16 protein-coding genes and 1 pseudogene are annotated in these 14,623 nt (G+C 72.2%); 4 read left to right on the top strand and 13 right to left on the bottom strand.

What is annotated here, in order from left to right; translation table 11 throughout:
• Positions 1-13 precede the first annotated feature (13 nt).
• The 3 genes from ACERUN_RS05280 (at position 14) to ACERUN_RS05270 (ending at position 3,031) form a co-directional block, all read left to right on the top strand.
• Positions 14-847, top strand: coding sequence for an alpha/beta fold hydrolase (locus ACERUN_RS05280; protein ID WP_370288757.1), 834 nt, complete (start codon positions 14-16; stop codon positions 845-847).
• 76 nt (positions 848-923) lie between these two features.
• Entirely contained in the window at positions 924-1,373 is a 450-nt protein-coding gene (locus ACERUN_RS05275) for a YiiD C-terminal domain-containing protein (protein WP_370288752.1), read from the top strand.
• A gap of 89 nt (positions 1,374-1,462) precedes the next feature.
• Positions 1,463-3,031 carry a GAF domain-containing sensor histidine kinase gene (locus ACERUN_RS05270; RefSeq protein ID WP_370288750.1) on the top strand — a complete coding sequence of 523 codons (1,569 nt, stop codon included), beginning with the start codon at positions 1,463-1,465 and terminating at the stop codon, positions 3,029-3,031.
• A gap of 13 nt (positions 3,032-3,044) precedes the next feature.
• On the opposite strand, the gene ACERUN_RS05265 is transcribed toward ACERUN_RS05270, so the two are convergent.
• From ACERUN_RS05265 to ACERUN_RS05205, 13 genes are all read right to left on the bottom strand, one after another.
• A complete protein-coding gene (locus ACERUN_RS05265; protein WP_370288748.1) occupies positions 3,045-3,395 on the bottom strand; it encodes a hypothetical protein in 351 nt (116 codons plus the stop codon).
• Complete coding sequence (gene flhA, locus ACERUN_RS05260) at positions 3,395-5,476, bottom strand: flagellar biosynthesis protein FlhA (RefSeq protein ID WP_370288746.1); 2,082 nt, start codon at positions 5,474-5,476, stop codon at positions 3,395-3,397. The genes ACERUN_RS05265 and flhA overlap by 1 nt, the downstream gene beginning before the upstream one ends.
• A 179-nt stretch (positions 5,477-5,655) precedes the next feature.
• Positions 5,656-6,807: a flagellar biosynthesis protein FlhB gene (locus ACERUN_RS05255; RefSeq protein ID WP_370288744.1), complete on the bottom strand. Its 1,152-nt coding sequence runs from the start codon at positions 6,805-6,807 to the stop codon at positions 5,656-5,658.
• A gap of 3 nt (positions 6,808-6,810) precedes the next feature.
• Positions 6,811-7,575 (bottom strand): flagellar biosynthetic protein FliR, encoded by a 765-nt coding sequence (locus ACERUN_RS05250; protein WP_370288741.1) that lies wholly within the window; start codon positions 7,573-7,575, stop codon positions 6,811-6,813.
• Positions 7,576-7,615: 40 nt separating this feature from the next.
• Positions 7,616-7,885, bottom strand: coding sequence for a flagellar biosynthesis protein FliQ (gene fliQ, locus ACERUN_RS05245; RefSeq protein WP_370288739.1), 270 nt, complete (start codon positions 7,883-7,885; stop codon positions 7,616-7,618).
• Positions 7,886-7,939: 54 nt separating this feature from the next.
• On the bottom strand, positions 7,940-8,773 hold the full coding sequence (fliP, locus tag ACERUN_RS05240) for a flagellar type III secretion system pore protein FliP (RefSeq protein ID WP_370288735.1): 834 nt from the start codon (positions 8,771-8,773) through the stop codon (positions 7,940-7,942).
• Complete coding sequence (locus ACERUN_RS05235) at positions 8,770-9,312, bottom strand: flagellar biosynthetic protein FliO (RefSeq protein ID WP_370288734.1); 543 nt, start codon at positions 9,310-9,312, stop codon at positions 8,770-8,772. The genes fliP and ACERUN_RS05235 overlap by 4 nt, the downstream gene beginning before the upstream one ends.
• A gap of 3 nt (positions 9,313-9,315) precedes the next feature.
• Positions 9,316-10,170: a flagellar motor switch protein FliN gene (fliN, locus tag ACERUN_RS05230; RefSeq protein WP_370288733.1), complete on the bottom strand. Its 855-nt coding sequence runs from the start codon at positions 10,168-10,170 to the stop codon at positions 9,316-9,318.
• A complete protein-coding gene (locus tag ACERUN_RS05225) occupies positions 10,167-11,093 on the bottom strand; it encodes a flagellar motor switch protein FliM (RefSeq protein WP_370288731.1) in 927 nt (308 codons plus the stop codon). Before ACERUN_RS05225 ends, fliN begins: the two co-directional genes overlap by 4 nt.
• 193 nt (positions 11,094-11,286) lie before the next feature.
• Positions 11,287-11,724 (bottom strand): flagellar basal body-associated protein FliL, encoded by a 438-nt coding sequence (gene fliL / locus ACERUN_RS05220; RefSeq protein ID WP_370288729.1) that lies wholly within the window; start codon positions 11,722-11,724, stop codon positions 11,287-11,289.
• Entirely contained in the window at positions 11,721-12,764 is a 1,044-nt protein-coding gene (locus ACERUN_RS05215) for a flagellar motor protein MotB (RefSeq protein WP_370288728.1), read from the bottom strand. Before ACERUN_RS05215 ends, fliL begins: the two co-directional genes overlap by 4 nt.
• Positions 12,764-13,534, bottom strand: a complete 771-nt coding sequence (locus ACERUN_RS05210) for a motility protein A (RefSeq protein ID WP_370288727.1) — start codon at positions 13,532-13,534, stop codon at positions 12,764-12,766. The genes ACERUN_RS05215 and ACERUN_RS05210 overlap by 1 nt, the downstream gene beginning before the upstream one ends.
• Positions 13,531-13,878: a flagellar FlbD family protein gene (locus tag ACERUN_RS05205; RefSeq protein ID WP_370288726.1), complete on the bottom strand. Its 348-nt coding sequence runs from the start codon at positions 13,876-13,878 to the stop codon at positions 13,531-13,533. Before ACERUN_RS05205 ends, ACERUN_RS05210 begins: the two co-directional genes overlap by 4 nt.
• Before the next feature lie 286 nt (positions 13,879-14,164).
• Here ACERUN_RS05205 and ACERUN_RS05200 point away from each other — a divergent pair.
• A pseudogene (locus ACERUN_RS05200) lies at positions 14,165-14,623 on the top strand (hypothetical protein); the annotation flags it as partial.

The following is a 14,623-nucleotide window of genomic DNA, read 5'->3' as shown; positions in this document are numbered from 1 at the left end:
CGCACCAGCGTCGGTGCGCGGAATCGAGGTCACCATGCTCGCCCACGAACGCATCGGATCCGGCGAACCGCTCGTCCTGGTCCACGGCATCGGCCACCGGCGACAGGCCTGGTACCCGGTCGTCGACCGTCTCGCCGAGCAGCGCGAGGTGATCCTCATCGACCTGCCCGGCCACGGCGACTCGCCCGCGCTCGTCCCCGACGGCCGGCCCATCCGCGACCTGCTGCGCGAGAAGCTCGAGGACTTCTTCGCCACGCAGGGCCTCGACCGCCCGCACATCGCGGGCAACTCGCTCGGCGGCCGCATCGCCCTCGAGGCCGCGGCCGACGACCTCGTCAGCAGCGCCACCACGCTCGCCCCGGCCGGCTTCTGGCGCAACCAGGTGGACTTCGCCTACATCCGCGCCGTGTTCACCGTGCTCACCGGCGCTGCGAGCCTGGCGCGCCCCGTGGCACCCGCGGTGCTCGCGACCCCCGCGGGCCGCGCCGCCGCGTTCGGCCTCCTCATGACCCACGGCGGCCGGCTCACCCGCGAGGCCGCGCTGGGCGACCTCCGCGGACTCGTGCACGCCCGACCCGCGCTCGAGACGATCATCGACGGCGGTTTCCCGTTCGATCGGCCGATCGACCCCTCGATCCCGGTCACCGTGGCCTGGGGCTCGCGCGACCTCGTGCTCCTGCCCTACCAGGCCCGCCGTGCGCGCGCCGCGCTCCCGCAGGCCACCCACCTCACGCTGCCGGGCTGCGGCCACGTGCCGATGATCGACGACGTCGACCTCGTCGTCGACGTCCTCCTCCGCGGCTCGGACCACCCGCGCCAGGCCCGCGCCACCTACGACGTCGCCTGATTCATCGCCGGAGGTGTCGCCGGTCGGGTCCCCTGGGACGCAGACGGGAACGCTCCGGTTCCTCTAGGTTGACGCCATGAGCGCACCCGGCACCGACGACCTGACCGCCTTCATGCACACCATGATCCCGATCACCGCGGCGATGGGGGTCGAGGTGCTCGAGGCCTCGCGGACGACGGTCGCCACCCGGCTCCCGCTCGCGCCCAACGCCAACCACCTCGGCACCTCCTACGCGGGCTCGCTGTTCACCGCTGCCGAGCTGCTCGGCGGCCTGCTCGCCAGCACGGGCCTCGCCCTCGAGGGGGCGGTGCCGGTGGTGCGGAGCGTGACGATCGACTTCCGCCGTCCGGCGACCGGCGACGTGGTCGCCCGCGCGAGCCTCGAGGACGCCGAGATCGAGCGGATCCTCGCGACCGCGCGCGAGCACGGCAAGGCCGACTTCGAGCTCGTCGCCGAGATCACCGACGCCGAGGGGGTCGTGGTCGCCACCACGCGCGGCGACTACCAGCTGCGGCGGCTGCACTGAGCGACGCCTCATCCGAGCGTCCCGATGCGCTCCAGGTCACAGGGGTCTAGCCTGGGGGATGACATCAGACGCGGGGAGGGCGGTAGCTGATGGAGCTTGAGCTCCCACCTGAGGCGCGCGCGCTGCTCGACGCGGTCGTGGCCATCGGCTCCGACCTCGACCTGCGCGGCGTGCTGACCCGCATCGTTGAGTCCGCCTGCCGCCTCACCGCCGCCGAGTACGGCGTCCTCGCGATCGTCGACGACCAGGGGCGCTACGTCGACCTCGTGGCCACCGGACCCGTGCTCGCCCGCTTCGACGCCATCGGTCGCATGCCCGAGGGCCACGGGCTGCTCGGCATGGTGCCGCGCGACAAGCAGACCGTGCGCGTGGAGCACGTCGGGGAGTTCCCCGAGTTCACCGGGTCCTTCCCCGACCACCATCCCGACATCGACAGCTTCCTCGGCTCGCCGGTGATGGTGGGCAGCGTCGCCTTCGGCCACCTCTACCTCGGCAACAAGTCCGAGGACCGCGCCTTCACCGCCACCGACCAGGCCCTCGTCGAGGCGCTCGCCCGTGCAGCCGGCGTCATGATCGAGAACGCCCGCACCTACGAGCAGGCCGAGTGGCGCCGCCGTTGGGTGGCGGGCACCAGTCAGATCGGCAGCGACCTCAGCGGCACCGCCCAGGTGCAGCAGGCCGTCGAGGAGCTCCTCTTCTCCCTGCGCGAGCTGTGCGACGCGCGCCTGGTGGCGTTCGTGCGGGTCGACGGCGAGGCGCTCGAGGTGCGTCAGGTCGCCGGCGAGGACGACGCCGTGGGCGCCGTCCTGGCCGAGCGGGCCGCGGTCGTGCGCGAGGTCGCCGCCGGGGGCGAGTCCGACCGCATCGTCGACGGCCCCGGTCGGGTGACCCTCGTCGTCCCCGTGGCCACGCGGCTGGCGGCGGGCGGCGTCGTCCTCGTGGAGCAGGCCACCGAGACGCCGTCGCTGCGCGCGGTGATGCTCGACCTCGTCGGCGTCACCGCCGTGCAGCTGGGCCTCGTGCTCGACCGCGAGCAGGCGCTGCGCGATCGCGCCGAGCGCCTGGTGGCCCGCGACCGCGACCGCATCGCCCGCGACCTCCACGACCTCGTCATCCAGCGGCTGTTCGCCACCGGCATGCAGCTGCAGGCGGCCCGCAACCTCGGGGTCGACGACCTCCGCCCGCGCATCGACGGCGCCGTCGCCGACCTCGACGCCGCCATCGCCGAGCTGCGTTCCACCATCTTCGAGCTCAACAGCGGCGGTGCGCGGCCACTGCTCGACGAGGTGCGATCGCTGCTCGGCGAGTACGCCGAGGTGCTGGGCTTCCAGCCGGTGCTGCGCGTCTCGGGGCAGGTCGACACCGCGCTCGACGCCGACGGCTGCACCCAGCTGCTCTCGACCCTGCGCGAGGTGCTCTCCAACGTCGCCCGTCACGCCGGGGCGGGCAGCGTGGTGGTGGCGCTCAGCGCAGGCTCCACGTGGTTCCGCCTGCGGGTGGTGGACGACGGCCGCGGCTTCGACCCCGCGCAGGTGCGCGAGGGCAGCGGCACCCCTAACCTGCGCGCCCGCGCCGCCGGACTGGGCGGCCACCTCACCGTCACCTCCACCCCCGGCGAGGGCACCAGCATCGAGTGGGTCGTCCCGATCGTCAGCTGAGCGTGCTCGCGGCTCAGCCCACCGGGTCCGGCGGGTCGGCCACCAGGCGGCCGGTCGGCGCGTCGTCCTGCTGCGCGGCGCCGGGCTGGATCGCGCCGGCGGCGTCGCGCGGAGTCGGCTTGGCCACCGGGCCGGCGAGCAGCGGCCACAGTGCTCGCACCAGCATCGCCGTGGCCGCGCAGGCCAGGGCCACGAACAGGTAGCGCTGCAGCACCTCGTCGACGCTGAGCAGCCCCTGGCTGGCGCGGTAGATGGCGGGGGAGCACACGAGCGCGGCGATCAGCAGGACCTTGCCGTCGATGATGCCGGGGGTCGGTGCGGGCGCCGGGCGGCCGCTGCCGTCGGCGCTCTTGCGGCGGCCCATCACATCACCATCCCGGCCGGGGCCAGCGCGGCCGGAGCGCCCTGGGCACCCTGGGCGCCGACGACGCCGGCGGAGACCACGTGGCGGGCCGCGGCCAGCTCGGCGTAGCTGAGCACCGCGAGGCGCTCGACGGCCGGCGCCACGAGTCTGCGGACGGCGGCCCGCAGCTGCGGCGCGCACACGAGCACCGGTCGCACGCCGGTGTTCTCGCAGTTCTGCGCGGTCTGCGCGAGGCCGATGAGCACGTTCTGCGCGACGTCGGGGTCGAGCACGATCACCGCGCCGGCGTCGGTGGGGCGCAGGCCCTCGAGCATCCGCTGCTCGAGCACCGGCTCGAAGCTGATCGCGTGCAGGGTGCCGTCGACCACGTAGGGCGCGGCCAGCGACGGCTCGAGCGCCGCGCGGGCGGCCTCGACGAGACCGTCGAGGTCCTTGGAGACCGCCGCCCGCACCGAGAGCGCCTCGAAGATGCGCACGAGGTCGCGGATCGGCACCCGCTCCTCCAGCAGCGCCCGCAGCACCCGCTGCACCTCGCCGAGCGGCAGGGGTGCGGGCGTCAGCTCCTCGATGACCACGGGGTGGGTGCGCTTGACGACGTCGGTGAGCAGGCGGACGTCCTCGCGACCGAGCAGGCGCCCGGCGTGCTGGTGCACGATCTCGGAGAGGTGGGTGGTGACGACCGAGGCGCGGTCGACGACGGTCGCTCCGCCGATCTCGGCCTGGTGGCGCAGCTCCATCGGGATCCACTTGGCCTCGAGGCCGAACACCGGCTCCTGGGTCGGTGTGCCCGGCAGCGAGCCGAGGAAGTCGCCGATCGCCAGCACCGTGCCGCGCGGCGCCTCGCCGCGCGCGACCTCGGCGCCGAACAGCGTGATGGCGTAGGTGTGCGGCGGCAGCTCGAGGTTGTCGCGGGTGCGCACCGGCGGGATCACGATGCCGAGGTCGCCGGCGACCTTGCGTCGCAACGCCTTGACCCGGTCGAGCAGGTCGCCGCCGGTGCGGGTGTCGACGAGGTCGATGAGGTCGGCCGAGAGCTCGAGCCCGAGCGGATCGACGCGGATCTCGGCGACGAGCGCCTCGGGGGAGTCCGGCGACTCGACCAGCTCGTTGCCCGGCGCGGCCGCGGCCGCCTCCTCGGCGGCCTTGGACTCGTCGATGCGGCTGGCGCCGAGGAGCATCAGGCCGCCCGCGAGGAGGAACGGCAGCTTGGGCAGACCGGGGATGAGGCAGAGGGCGAGGGCGCCGAAGCCCGCGACCCGCAGCGGCATCTTGCGCGCGAGCATCTGGCCGACGATGTCGGAGCCCATGTCGGAGTCGGCCACCGAGCGGGTGACGATCAGGCCGGTGGCCACCGAGAGCAGCAGGGCCGGCACCTGGGAGACCAGGCCGTCGCCGATGGAGAGCAGCGAGTAGGTCTGGATCGCCTCGCCGAACGGCATGCCGTTCTGCGCGACGCCGATCGCGAAGCCGCCCAGCAGGTTGACGAGCGTGATGATGATGGCGGCGATCGCATCGCCCTTGACGAACTTCGAGGCGCCGTCCATCGCGCCGTGGAAGTCGGCCTCGGCGTGCACCTCGGCGCGCCGTCGACGTGCCTCCTCCTCGTCGATCAGGCCGGAGTTGAGGTCGGCGTCGATGGCCATCTGCTTGCCGGGCATGGCGTCGAGGGTGAAGCGCGCGCCCACCTCGGCCACGCGGCCGGCGCCGTTGGTGATGACGACGAACTGGATGACCAGCAGGATCGCGAAGACGATGAGGCCGACGATGAGCGAGCCGCCCACCACGAAGTGCCCGAAGGTGTCGATCACCTTGCCCGCGTAGCCGTCGACGAGCACCAGGCGCGTCGCGCTCACGTTGAGCGCGAGGCGGAACAGCGTCATCACGAGGATCACCGACGGGAAGGCCGCGAACTCCAGCGGCTTGTGGATGAACATCGCCACCATCAGCACCAGCAGCGCGCCGGTGATGTTGAGCGCGATCAGCAGGTCGAGGACCATCGCCGGCAGCGGCACCACCAGCATCACGACGATGAGGATGATGCCGAGCGGCACGCCCAGACGGGTGAGCGACTTCTTCTGCATGAGGTCGGTGCAGCCTCTCGCGGCGCGACCCCGTGAGGGGTCGTCGATGACGACGCCGTCCGTGGCGGGGTCGGCGCCGTCCTGGCACCGGTGGTCCTATCGGCCGGCCGCGCGTCGTCCCCAGCGAAATCGTCGAAAAAGAGGCCCGCGGACGACGATCCGGCTGGGGGCCTCGGCGATCAGCTGGCCGCGGCCTCGCTCGCGGCGGCGCGGCGCCGCCGGGCGGCATTGAGCACCTCGGGCAGCTCGTCGGTGCGACGCGGCGTGCGGTGCTCACCGCCGTACTGCCCGGCCCGGCGACGGCTGAGCACGAACGCCAGCACCTGGGCCACCGAGGCCCACAGCTCGCGCGGGATCTCCTGGCCCACCTGGCAGTGGCGGTAGAGCGAGCGGGCGAGCGGGATGTCCTGCACGAGCGGCACCCGCTCCTCGGCGGCGCGCTCGCGGATGCGGGCCGCGATCGCCCCGGCACCGCGCGCCACCACACGGGGGGCGCCCCGCTCAGGGTCGTAGCGCAGGGCCACCGCCACGTGCGTGGGGTTCACGAGGACGACGTCCGCGACCCCGACGTCGGCGATCATCCGGTTGCGGGCGGCCGCCAGCTGCCGGGCGCGGATGGCGCCCTTGAGCATCGGGTCGCCCTCGGTCTGCTTGTGCTCCTGCTTGATCTCCGCGTGGCTCATCCGGACCTGCTTGCCGATGCGCCGGCGCATCACGGCGTAGTCAGCCACCGCCATCACGAGCCCGGCGATGGCGACGGTGAGGAAGAGGTGGCGGATCTCACCGGTGGCCTGTTCGAGCACGAGCCGCACCGGCACCAGACCGCCGACGAGCGGCATCATTGCCTGGATCGAGCCCCAGGCCAGGAACGCGACCACGCTGCTCTTCGCGACGACCTTGATGCCCTCCCACGCCGCGTGCGGACCGAAGAGCCGCTTCGCGCCCTGGATCGGGTTCAGCTTCTTGGCGTCCGGTTTGGCGAGCTTCGGCGAGAGGTAGAAGCCGCCCTGGGCCAGCGCGGCGAGGACGCCGATCACCATCACCATCGAGCCGAGCACGATCATCGAGACGAAGGCGTGCTGGAGGCCGTCGCCGAGCATCGTCAGCGCCAGCGGCAGGGAGGCCTCCGAGATCGCCCGCAGGTGGGTGGCCATCATCGTGCGCAGCGTGGTCAGCTCGCGGTCGAGCAGCGGCCCCATCGCCAGCGTGACCACGAGCAGACCGAACCATCCGCCGAGGTCCGGCGTGCGCGGCACCTGCCCGTCCTTGCGGGCCTGCTTGAGGCGCTGCGGTGTGGGCTTCTCTGTCTTCTCCTCCGAGCCTCCGGACATCGCTCACGCACCCGCCATCGTGGCCATCGCCCGCGTGGCCATGTCGACGATGCGGTCGACCGCCGCCGGGAGCATCGGGAAGGACAGGCCGAGCAGCAGCAGCGTGAGGCCGATCTTGGCCGGGAACATCACGTTGAGCGCGTTGAGCTGCGGCGCGACCTTGGTGAGCAGTGCCAGCGCGAGGTCGGCCACGAACAGCACGGCGATCATCGGCAGCGCCATCTGCACCGCGACGGTGAAGAACATCGAGAACGCCGTGGCGAGCAGGCCGTCCCAGGTGGAGACCTCGGGGAAGCCGGTGAGCGGCAGGTAGCGGAACGTGCTGAGCAGGCCGCCGATCACGAGCAGGTGGCCGCCGGTGGCCATGAGCAGCACGGTGGCGAGCATCTGGTGGAAGCGTCCGAAGACGGTGTTCATGTTCTGGCCGAGCGGGTCCCACGCGGAGGCGAGGGCGAAGCCGCCGAAGATGTCGATGAGGGCACCAGCCGCGCCGATCGCGCTGAAGAGCAGCATCGTCACGTAGCCCATGCCGAGACCGATCGCCGCCTGCGCGCCGGTGGCGACGGCGAGCCCGATCGCATCGGTCGGCAGGTCCTGGGTGGCCAGCGTCGGTGCCATCACGAGCGCCAGGCCGAGGGAGAGGATGACCTTGGCCATCGCCGGGATGCCCCGGGAGGCGAACGGCGGCACCACGGCGAGCCAGGCGATGACGCGCACGGAGGCCAGCAGCAGCGCCGTCAGCGCCGCGCCGTCCACCGTGAGGTTCATCGAGGGGCCTTCCCTGGTCCGGGTCCGGGTGGAGTGCTGGTCAGGTGAGCAGGTCGGGCAGGATCACGAACAGCTCGTTGGTGAACTCCACGAGCGTGTGCAGCATCCAGTTGCCGCAGAACAGCAGCGCGACGCCGACGCCGACGAGCTTCGGCACGAACGAGAGCGTGAACTCCTGGATCTGCGTCATCGACTGGAACAGCGAGATCACGAAGCCGATGACGAGCGAGGTCACGAGGATCGGCGCCGAGAGCTTCAGCGCCACGACCATCGTCTTGAGGGCGACCTCGATGATCGCGGTGTCGGTCATGGATGGGTCCTTCGGTGGGCGGCGGGTCGAGGGCGCGAGGGCGGGTCGAGGGCGCTAGGTCGTGCCGTAGCTCGACACGAGCGACTTGATGATCAGGGCCCAGCCGTCGACCATCACGAAGAGCAGCAGCTTGAAGGGCAGCGACACCATCACCGGCGGCATCATCATCATGCCGAGGCTCATCAGCGCCCCGCTCACGACGATGTCGATGACGAGGAACGGGATGAAGATGATGAAGCCGATGATGAAGGCGTCCTTGAGCTCGCTGAGCACGAACGCCGGGATGAGCGTGGTGGTCGCGACGTCGTCGCGGTTCGCCGGCATCTCGCGCTTGGCGACGTTCGTGAGGAGCATGAGCTCCTCGTCGTCGGTGTTGTCGAGCATGAACGAGCGCAACGGCTGCAGGCCGTCCTCGAAGGCCACCGACGAGGTCTTGTCGCCCTTGAGGTAGGGCTGGATGCCCGCGTCGTTCACCTGCGAGAGCACCGGGCCCATGATGAAGAGGCTGAGGAACAGCGCGAGACCGGCGAGCACCTGGTTGTTCGGCGTCTGCTGCAGGCCGAGCGCGTTGCGGGTCAGGCCCAGCACCACGAGGATCTTGGTGAAGCTCGTGCAGGTGAGCACGATCGCCGGCAGCAGGCTCAGCAGCGTCAGGGCCAGGAACACCACGACGCTGTTGCTGGGCTTGTCGGTCAGGTCGCCGAGGTTGATCTGCACCGATCCCGAGCCCGCGCCCGGAGTGGTGCCGGGGCCGGTGGGGCCGCTCGGCCCGCCCGGGGCGGTCGGCGCGAGCGGGCTCGCGGAGGCGGCGCCGGAGGTGGCCAGGCCCGCGGCGAGGACGCCGATCGTCCCGAGCACGAGGACGACCAGCCGGCGCAGGGCGCTCACGACGCGCGCTCGTCGGGCAGCGGCGCGCTGGCCAGCACGGCCGCGAAGTCGGTGGTCCCGGCGTCCCCGGTCTTGTCGAGGACGACGGGCGCGGCGGTCGCCGGCTTGCGCGGACGACGGCTGATCGCCGCCGCGGCCTGACGCCAGGTCTGCGGTGAGAGCAGCGATCCGGCGAGCGCGCCCGGCAGCTGGGCGAGGTTCGCCGGAGCGGCGGCGGCCGCCGGGGCGTCGTCCTCGCCCGGGGTGAGGGCGGGCTGCTCGGGGGTGAGGGTGAGGCCGACCTCGTCGGGCTCGACCTCGGTGAGCAGCGTGACCTGCTGCTCGGTGGTGCCCAGCACGAGCACGCGCCCGCCCACCGACACCACGGCGACGCTCTGGCCGCGGCCGATCGCCTGGCGGTGCACGACCTGCACGGCGGCGCCGTTCGGCGCGGCGAAGCGACGGTTGACGGTGCGGGCGATGAGCAGCAGGAGCCCCACGACGACGGCCAGCGAACCGATCAGCCGCACGGCCAGGTCGGTGAAGCTCTGGTCACCCATGGCTCAGGCCGATGCGGCGGCGTCGATGATCTCAGTGACGCGCAGACCGAAGTCCTCGTCGACCACCACGACCTCGCCGCGCGCGACGAGGCGGCCGTTGACGAGCAGGTCGGCGGGGCTGCCGGCCGCGCGGTCGAGCTCGAGCACGGCGCCGGGGCTCAGCGCGAGCAGGTCGCGCACGGTCATCCGGGTGCGACCGAGCTCGACGGTGACCTCCATGTCGACCCCGTGCAGCAGCTCGAGGCCCCGCGGCACGGCGGCACCGGCCGCCGCACCGAAGGCCGGCACGAACGGGGCGGCGGGCAGCTCGGTCACGGTGGCGGCCTGCGGCTCGCCGGCGGCCTGCGGCATGCCCTCGGGGGCCGAGGGCGCGCGCTGCGCCTCGGGGCTCGCGGGGTCGATCGGCGGGCGGGCGCCGGCGGCGGTGGGGGCGGGCACGAGCAGCGCGGCGGCGATGCCGGTGCCGATCAGCGGCACGGTGTGGAACTCGGTGCCGACGACCGCTGTGATGTCGAAGCCGTCGGCACCGAGGTCGAGGGTCTCGGCGCTGCGGGCGTGCGCACCGAGGCGCAGCGCGGCCGCGTCGAGGGCGGGCTGCACCGCCGCCGCCACGTCGAGGACGCCGATCGGGCTCGCCGCGAGCGCGTCCACCAGCTCGGCGCCCACGAGGACGACGACCTGGCCGGGCACGCCGCCGTCCAGCTCGGCGGCGGCACCGCCGGCGAACGCGGCGGCGACGTGCGGCGATCCGGGCTGCACCGGGCCCAGGGTCAGCGGCGTGACCGAGGGGAGCACCTCCGCGACGGCCGTCGCGACGGCCTCGACCAGGGCGGTGATCTCGGCGGGGTCGGTGGTCATGCGTTCTCCTCGGGCGTGCTGACGATGAGCGCGGCCAGGTGCTGGCCGCGGGTGCCGGGGGTGGCGTGGGCGAAGGTGGTTCCGGCCACGGTGACGTCGAGCGGTGCGGACGCCGGGTGGTCCAGGCGCACGACGGCGCCGGGCTGCAGGCCGGCGAGCGTGACCGGGTCGAGCTTGACCGGGCGGAACTGCACCGACACGGCCACCGGGACCCGGTGGAACTGGTCCTGCAGCAGCGCCGCGGACTGGGCGCGCTGGATGCGCTCGCGGTCGGAGACCGCGCCGGCGCCGGTGGCGATCGCGAGGTGGGGGAGCAGGCCGCTGAACGGCAGGCACACGGTCATGTGGTGGGCCCGCTCGCCGATGCGCAGCTCGAGACCGACGACGACCATCACGTCGGCGGCCGAGGCGACCTGGGCGAACTGGGGGCTGTACTCGACGCCGGTGATCTGGGGGTCGAGGGCCACGATGCCGTCGAGGGAGTAGCGCATCTCGCCGAGCAGTCGCTCGACGAGGCCGCGGATCACGCCGTCCTCGATCTCGGTGAGGGGGCGGTCGGGCTGCTCGTCCGAGCCGGGCCCGCCGAGCATGTGGTCGATGCACGACATCGTCGCGAAGAGCGGAATCTCGAGGACGCCGATGCCGGGGATCGGCTCGGCCGAGAACAGCGTCATGTAGGTCGAGGCGCCGAGGCTGTCGACGTACTCGGCGTAGGTGCGCTGCTCGATGTCGGTGAGCGCGACCGTGCACACCGTGCGCAGGGCGCTGGTGAACACCGTCGTGGCCTGGCGCGCGAAGCCGTCGAAGCCCAGCTGCAGCGTGCGCTGGTGCTCGCGGCTCAGCTGGATCGGACGACGGAAGTCGTACGGCGTCGGCTCGGTCGGTCGCTGCCGACGTCGGGGCCGCTGCTGGGCGATGGTCACGAACGGTCCATCGTCGTCCGGCCGGATCACCTGAGCACTCACCCCGGCAGCGACCGGTCAGGGTCCCCTGGTCACGACGGACTACGGGTGGTCCCGGGACGTGTCCCGGGTCCCGCGCCCACCGGTCGGCGGCGGCCGGCGGTGGTGCGCGGACGAGGGAGGTGGGGGCGCCTGCGCGCCGCCGCTCTCCGGGCTACTGGGTGACGTACTCGGTGAAGTACACGTCCATCACGTCGCCGTGGTAGTCGTGGTCGACGTGCTTCTTCAGCTCCTTCTTGAGCTTCTCGCGCGCCTCCGGCGAGTTCACCTCGCCGATCGCCTTGCCGCTGAACACCTCGATCGCGGCGTCGAGGGCCTTGCTGCCATCGGCCTCGTGGGCGACGCTCGTGGTGAGCTGCAGGGCCAGGCCGAGGCGCAAGTAGTGGCCGGCGTTGAGGTTGACCTGGATGGGCTCGAGGACGACGACCTCGCCGGGCTCGGGCGGGGGCGGGGGGCCGGAGGGCTTGAGGAAGAACCAGTAGCCGGCGGCGGCGATGCCCAGCACGGCCACGACGATGATGATCAGCTTGCCCTTCCCCTTCTTCTCGGGGGCCGCCTCGGCGGCGGGCGGTGTGGCGACGGCGGCGCTCATGGCGTGGTCCTCCTGCTCTCAGCGGTGGGGTTGGGGGTGGTGTCGCCCGTGCGGGCGGGCGTGGCGGGTGTGGCGGCGCGCGCGGCGGTGGCCCGCTCTCCTGCGAAGACGGCCTGACGCTGCAGTTCGGCGTAGGCCTCGCCCAGCAGGGCGCGGGTCTCCGCCGGCTGCTGGCTCAGCACGATGATGTCGACGCGCTTGTTGATCTCCTGCGAGCCGGGCTTCTTGGGGTCGATGAGCGGCTTGGTGTGACCGAATCCGGTGGCGCGCAGGCGTCTCGCCGGGATCCTGTGCACCTCCTCCAGGCGGCGCAGCACGGTGGCGGCGCGCGCGAGGGAGAGCTCCCAGTCGGTCGGGTAGAAGGCGGGCTTCACCTTCTCCTGATTGGTGTGGCCGTCGATCTCGAGCGGCTCGGGCAGGCTCTTGAGCACGGGCGCGAGCGTGTCGACCACGCGCTGGCCCAGCGGCGTGAGGCTGGCGATGTCGGGGGCGAAGACGATGTGCTGCGACACCAGGCTCACGACCAGGCCGCGCTCGTCGACGGTGACGCGCACGTCCTCCCGCATGCCCTTCGCCTTCAGCGCGCGGTCGATCTTCAGCCACGCCTCCAGCAGGCGGTTGACCTCGGCCTCGGCGTCCCCCATCTGGCGGCCGCGGCGCAGGCGGTCGTTCTCCTGCACGATCTTGGTGATGGTCGCCTTCTGCTCGTCCGGCACCGTCGCCATCAGCTGCTGCATCGACTGGGCGTCCTCGCCGGGGTCGGCGGCGCCCTTGGAGTTGCTCATAGGGCTCTGGCCGTTGAGGATCGAGTTGTTCTGGCCGAAGCCGATCGCGAGGCTGTCCTTGAGCGCCTTGTACTTCTCCACGTCGACGGTCGACATCGCGAAGAGCACGATGAAGAGCACCATCAGCAGCGTCACCATGTCGGCGTAGGTGACGAGCCAGCGCTCGTCGGGGTGCTCCTCGCCGTGGTCATCGTCGTGATGCTTCTTCTTGCCACCTCCTCCGTGGCCGGCCTTGCCACCGCTCGCGCCCGACATCAGGCCGCCTCCTGCTCCGGGGCGGCATTGGCGAGCAGGGAGCGCAGCTTCTCCGCGACCAGGCGCGGGTTGGCGCCCGACTGGATGGCCGACACGCCCTCGATGGCCAGCTCCATGCGGGCGCACTCGAGCTCGCTGAGCCGCTTGAGGCGGTTGCCGATGGGCAGCCACATCACGTTGGCCGACATCACGCCCCAGAGGGTGGCGATGAACGCAGCGGCGATGAGGTGGCCGAGCTCCTCGGGGTTCGCCAGGTTCTCGAGCACGTGCACGAGACCCATGACGGTGCCGATGATGCCGATCGTCGGCGCGTAGCCGCCGGCGTCGGTGAAGAACTTCGCGCCCTGCTTGTCGTCGCGCTTCTTCGCCCGCACCTCGGACTCGAGGATCTCGCGGACGTCGTCGGGGTCGGTGCCGTCGATGGCCATCGTGACGCCCTTGATGAGGAACGGGTCGTCGATCTGCTTGAGGCTGTCCTCCAGGGCGAGGAGGCCCTCGCGTCGGGCCTTCTCCGCCAGCGTGACGACCTGGGGCACCAGGGTCTCGGCCGGCTCCACACCGCCGAGCAGGGCCCGCTTGATGTTGGCGACCGCAGCCTTGGCGTCGGCCATCGTGCCGCCGGCGACGGTGACCAGCAGTGTCGTGCCGAAAACCAGGAGCATCGGCGGCAGCAGGATGAGCGCCATCGGATTGCCGCCCTCGAGGATGTTCGAGGTGATGATGATGACGAAGCCGAGACCGATGCCGATCGCGGTTGCGAGGTCCTTCACGACTGTCCTCCACGGTGGCGCTCGGGAGCACTCGGATCGGGCTCGTGCTCGGGATCGACCGCCGGCACGGCGCTGAGGCGCGCGACGCGGGACTGCGTCCTCGTGCGCGCGGACGGCGAGGGGGCCACCCCCGGGAGGACGGCGGCCTCCGGCAGGGAGGCGCGGGCGACGATGGCCGCGCGGTAGCCCAGAACCTTCTCGTGGAACTCGTCCAGCGACTCCGACACCACGTACTTGGTGCCGTCGACGAGGGTGACCACGGTGTCGGGCGTGCAGTCGACGCGTTCGACGAGATCCGCGTTCAGCAGGAACACGGTCCCGGACAATCGGGTCAGCGAGATCACCGCAGCACCTCCATGTGCGTGGGTCGGATCATGTCGAGCAGGTCGACGTGTGGGGCGGGCGCTCGGTCGGGCGGTGGCCGAGCGGAGTGACCGGCCTTCCCTGGCCCGTCGAGATTCCGTATCGGCGCGAGTCCCCGTCCCCTGAGGGATCTGCGGGCCCCCGCACCCGGGACCCGGGTCGCGTCCGGTCCCGGTCGCGGGTGGTCGTCCTCGTGCCACGCGGGTTGTGCACAGGCTCGGCTCGGGTCGGACCCTTTGTGTCGGGGGTGGGTGCCACCATCTTGGTATGACTCTCGGGATTGGTAGCGGACCAGGTGAACCTCCTCCGGACGACGGGCCGGCGCCGCCTTTCGACGGTCTCGACACGGGGGCTGCGTTGGCGGTGATCCGTGGTGAGCAGGCCGCCCGGCAGGCCTCGGAGGTGCGGGAGTGGCAGGCGGTGGTGGTGTGGGCCGAGGCCAACCTGCACGACGCCCGCCCGGTTGATGCGGTGGGTGTGGAGGCCTCGCTCGACACCGGCATCAGACTGGCCGGCGAGGGGGCGCCGATGGTCTCGGAGTTCGCGGTCGTCGAGCTCGCTGCAGCGGTGGGGCGCGGGGTGGCCTCGGCGAAGAACCATGTCGGGCGGGTGCTGGAGTGCGCCTGGCGCCTGCCGCGTGTGTATGCGGCGGTGGTGGCGGGGCGGTTGGCACCCTGGCGGGCGGCGCGGATCGCGGACCACACGGCCGCGCTGAACGCTGAGGCG

It is taken from the genome of Nocardioides sp. (assembly GCF_964229035.1).
Classification (GTDB): Bacteria; Actinomycetota; Actinomycetes; order Propionibacteriales; family Nocardioidaceae; genus Nocardioides.
Note: the sequence above shows the minus strand (reverse complement) of the source record. Positions and strands in the feature narration are given on the sequence as shown.

What these genes read in the sequence shown, in the direction of transcription:
- ACERUN_RS05275 (WP_370288752.1), top strand. Translation starts at nt 924, where the DNA reads ATGAGCGCACCCGGCACCGACGACCTGACCGCCTTCATGCACACCATG.
- ACERUN_RS05270 (WP_370288750.1), top strand. Translation starts at nt 1,463, where the DNA reads ATGGAGCTTGAGCTCCCACCTGAGGCGCGCGCGCTGCTCGACGCGGTC.
- ACERUN_RS05265 (WP_370288748.1), bottom strand. Translation starts at nt 3,395, where the DNA reads ATGGGCCGCCGCAAGAGCGCCGACGGCAGCGGCCGCCCGGCGCCCGCA.
- flhA (WP_370288746.1), bottom strand. Translation starts at nt 5,476, where the DNA reads ATGCAGAAGAAGTCGCTCACCCGTCTGGGCGTGCCGCTCGGCATCATC.
- ACERUN_RS05255 (WP_370288744.1), bottom strand. Translation starts at nt 6,807, where the DNA reads ATGTCCGGAGGCTCGGAGGAGAAGACAGAGAAGCCCACACCGCAGCGC.
- ACERUN_RS05250 (WP_370288741.1), bottom strand. Translation starts at nt 7,575, where the DNA reads ATGAACCTCACGGTGGACGGCGCGGCGCTGACGGCGCTGCTGCTGGCC.
- fliQ (WP_370288739.1), bottom strand. Translation starts at nt 7,885, where the DNA reads ATGACCGACACCGCGATCATCGAGGTCGCCCTCAAGACGATGGTCGTG.
- ACERUN_RS05235 (WP_370288734.1), bottom strand. Translation starts at nt 9,312, where the DNA reads ATGGGTGACCAGAGCTTCACCGACCTGGCCGTGCGGCTGATCGGTTCG.
- fliN (WP_370288733.1), bottom strand. Translation starts at nt 10,170, where the DNA reads ATGACCACCGACCCCGCCGAGATCACCGCCCTGGTCGAGGCCGTCGCG.
- fliL (WP_370288729.1), bottom strand. Translation starts at nt 11,724, where the DNA reads ATGAGCGCCGCCGTCGCCACACCGCCCGCCGCCGAGGCGGCCCCCGAG.
- ACERUN_RS05215 (WP_370288728.1), bottom strand. Translation starts at nt 12,764, where the DNA reads ATGTCGGGCGCGAGCGGTGGCAAGGCCGGCCACGGAGGAGGTGGCAAG.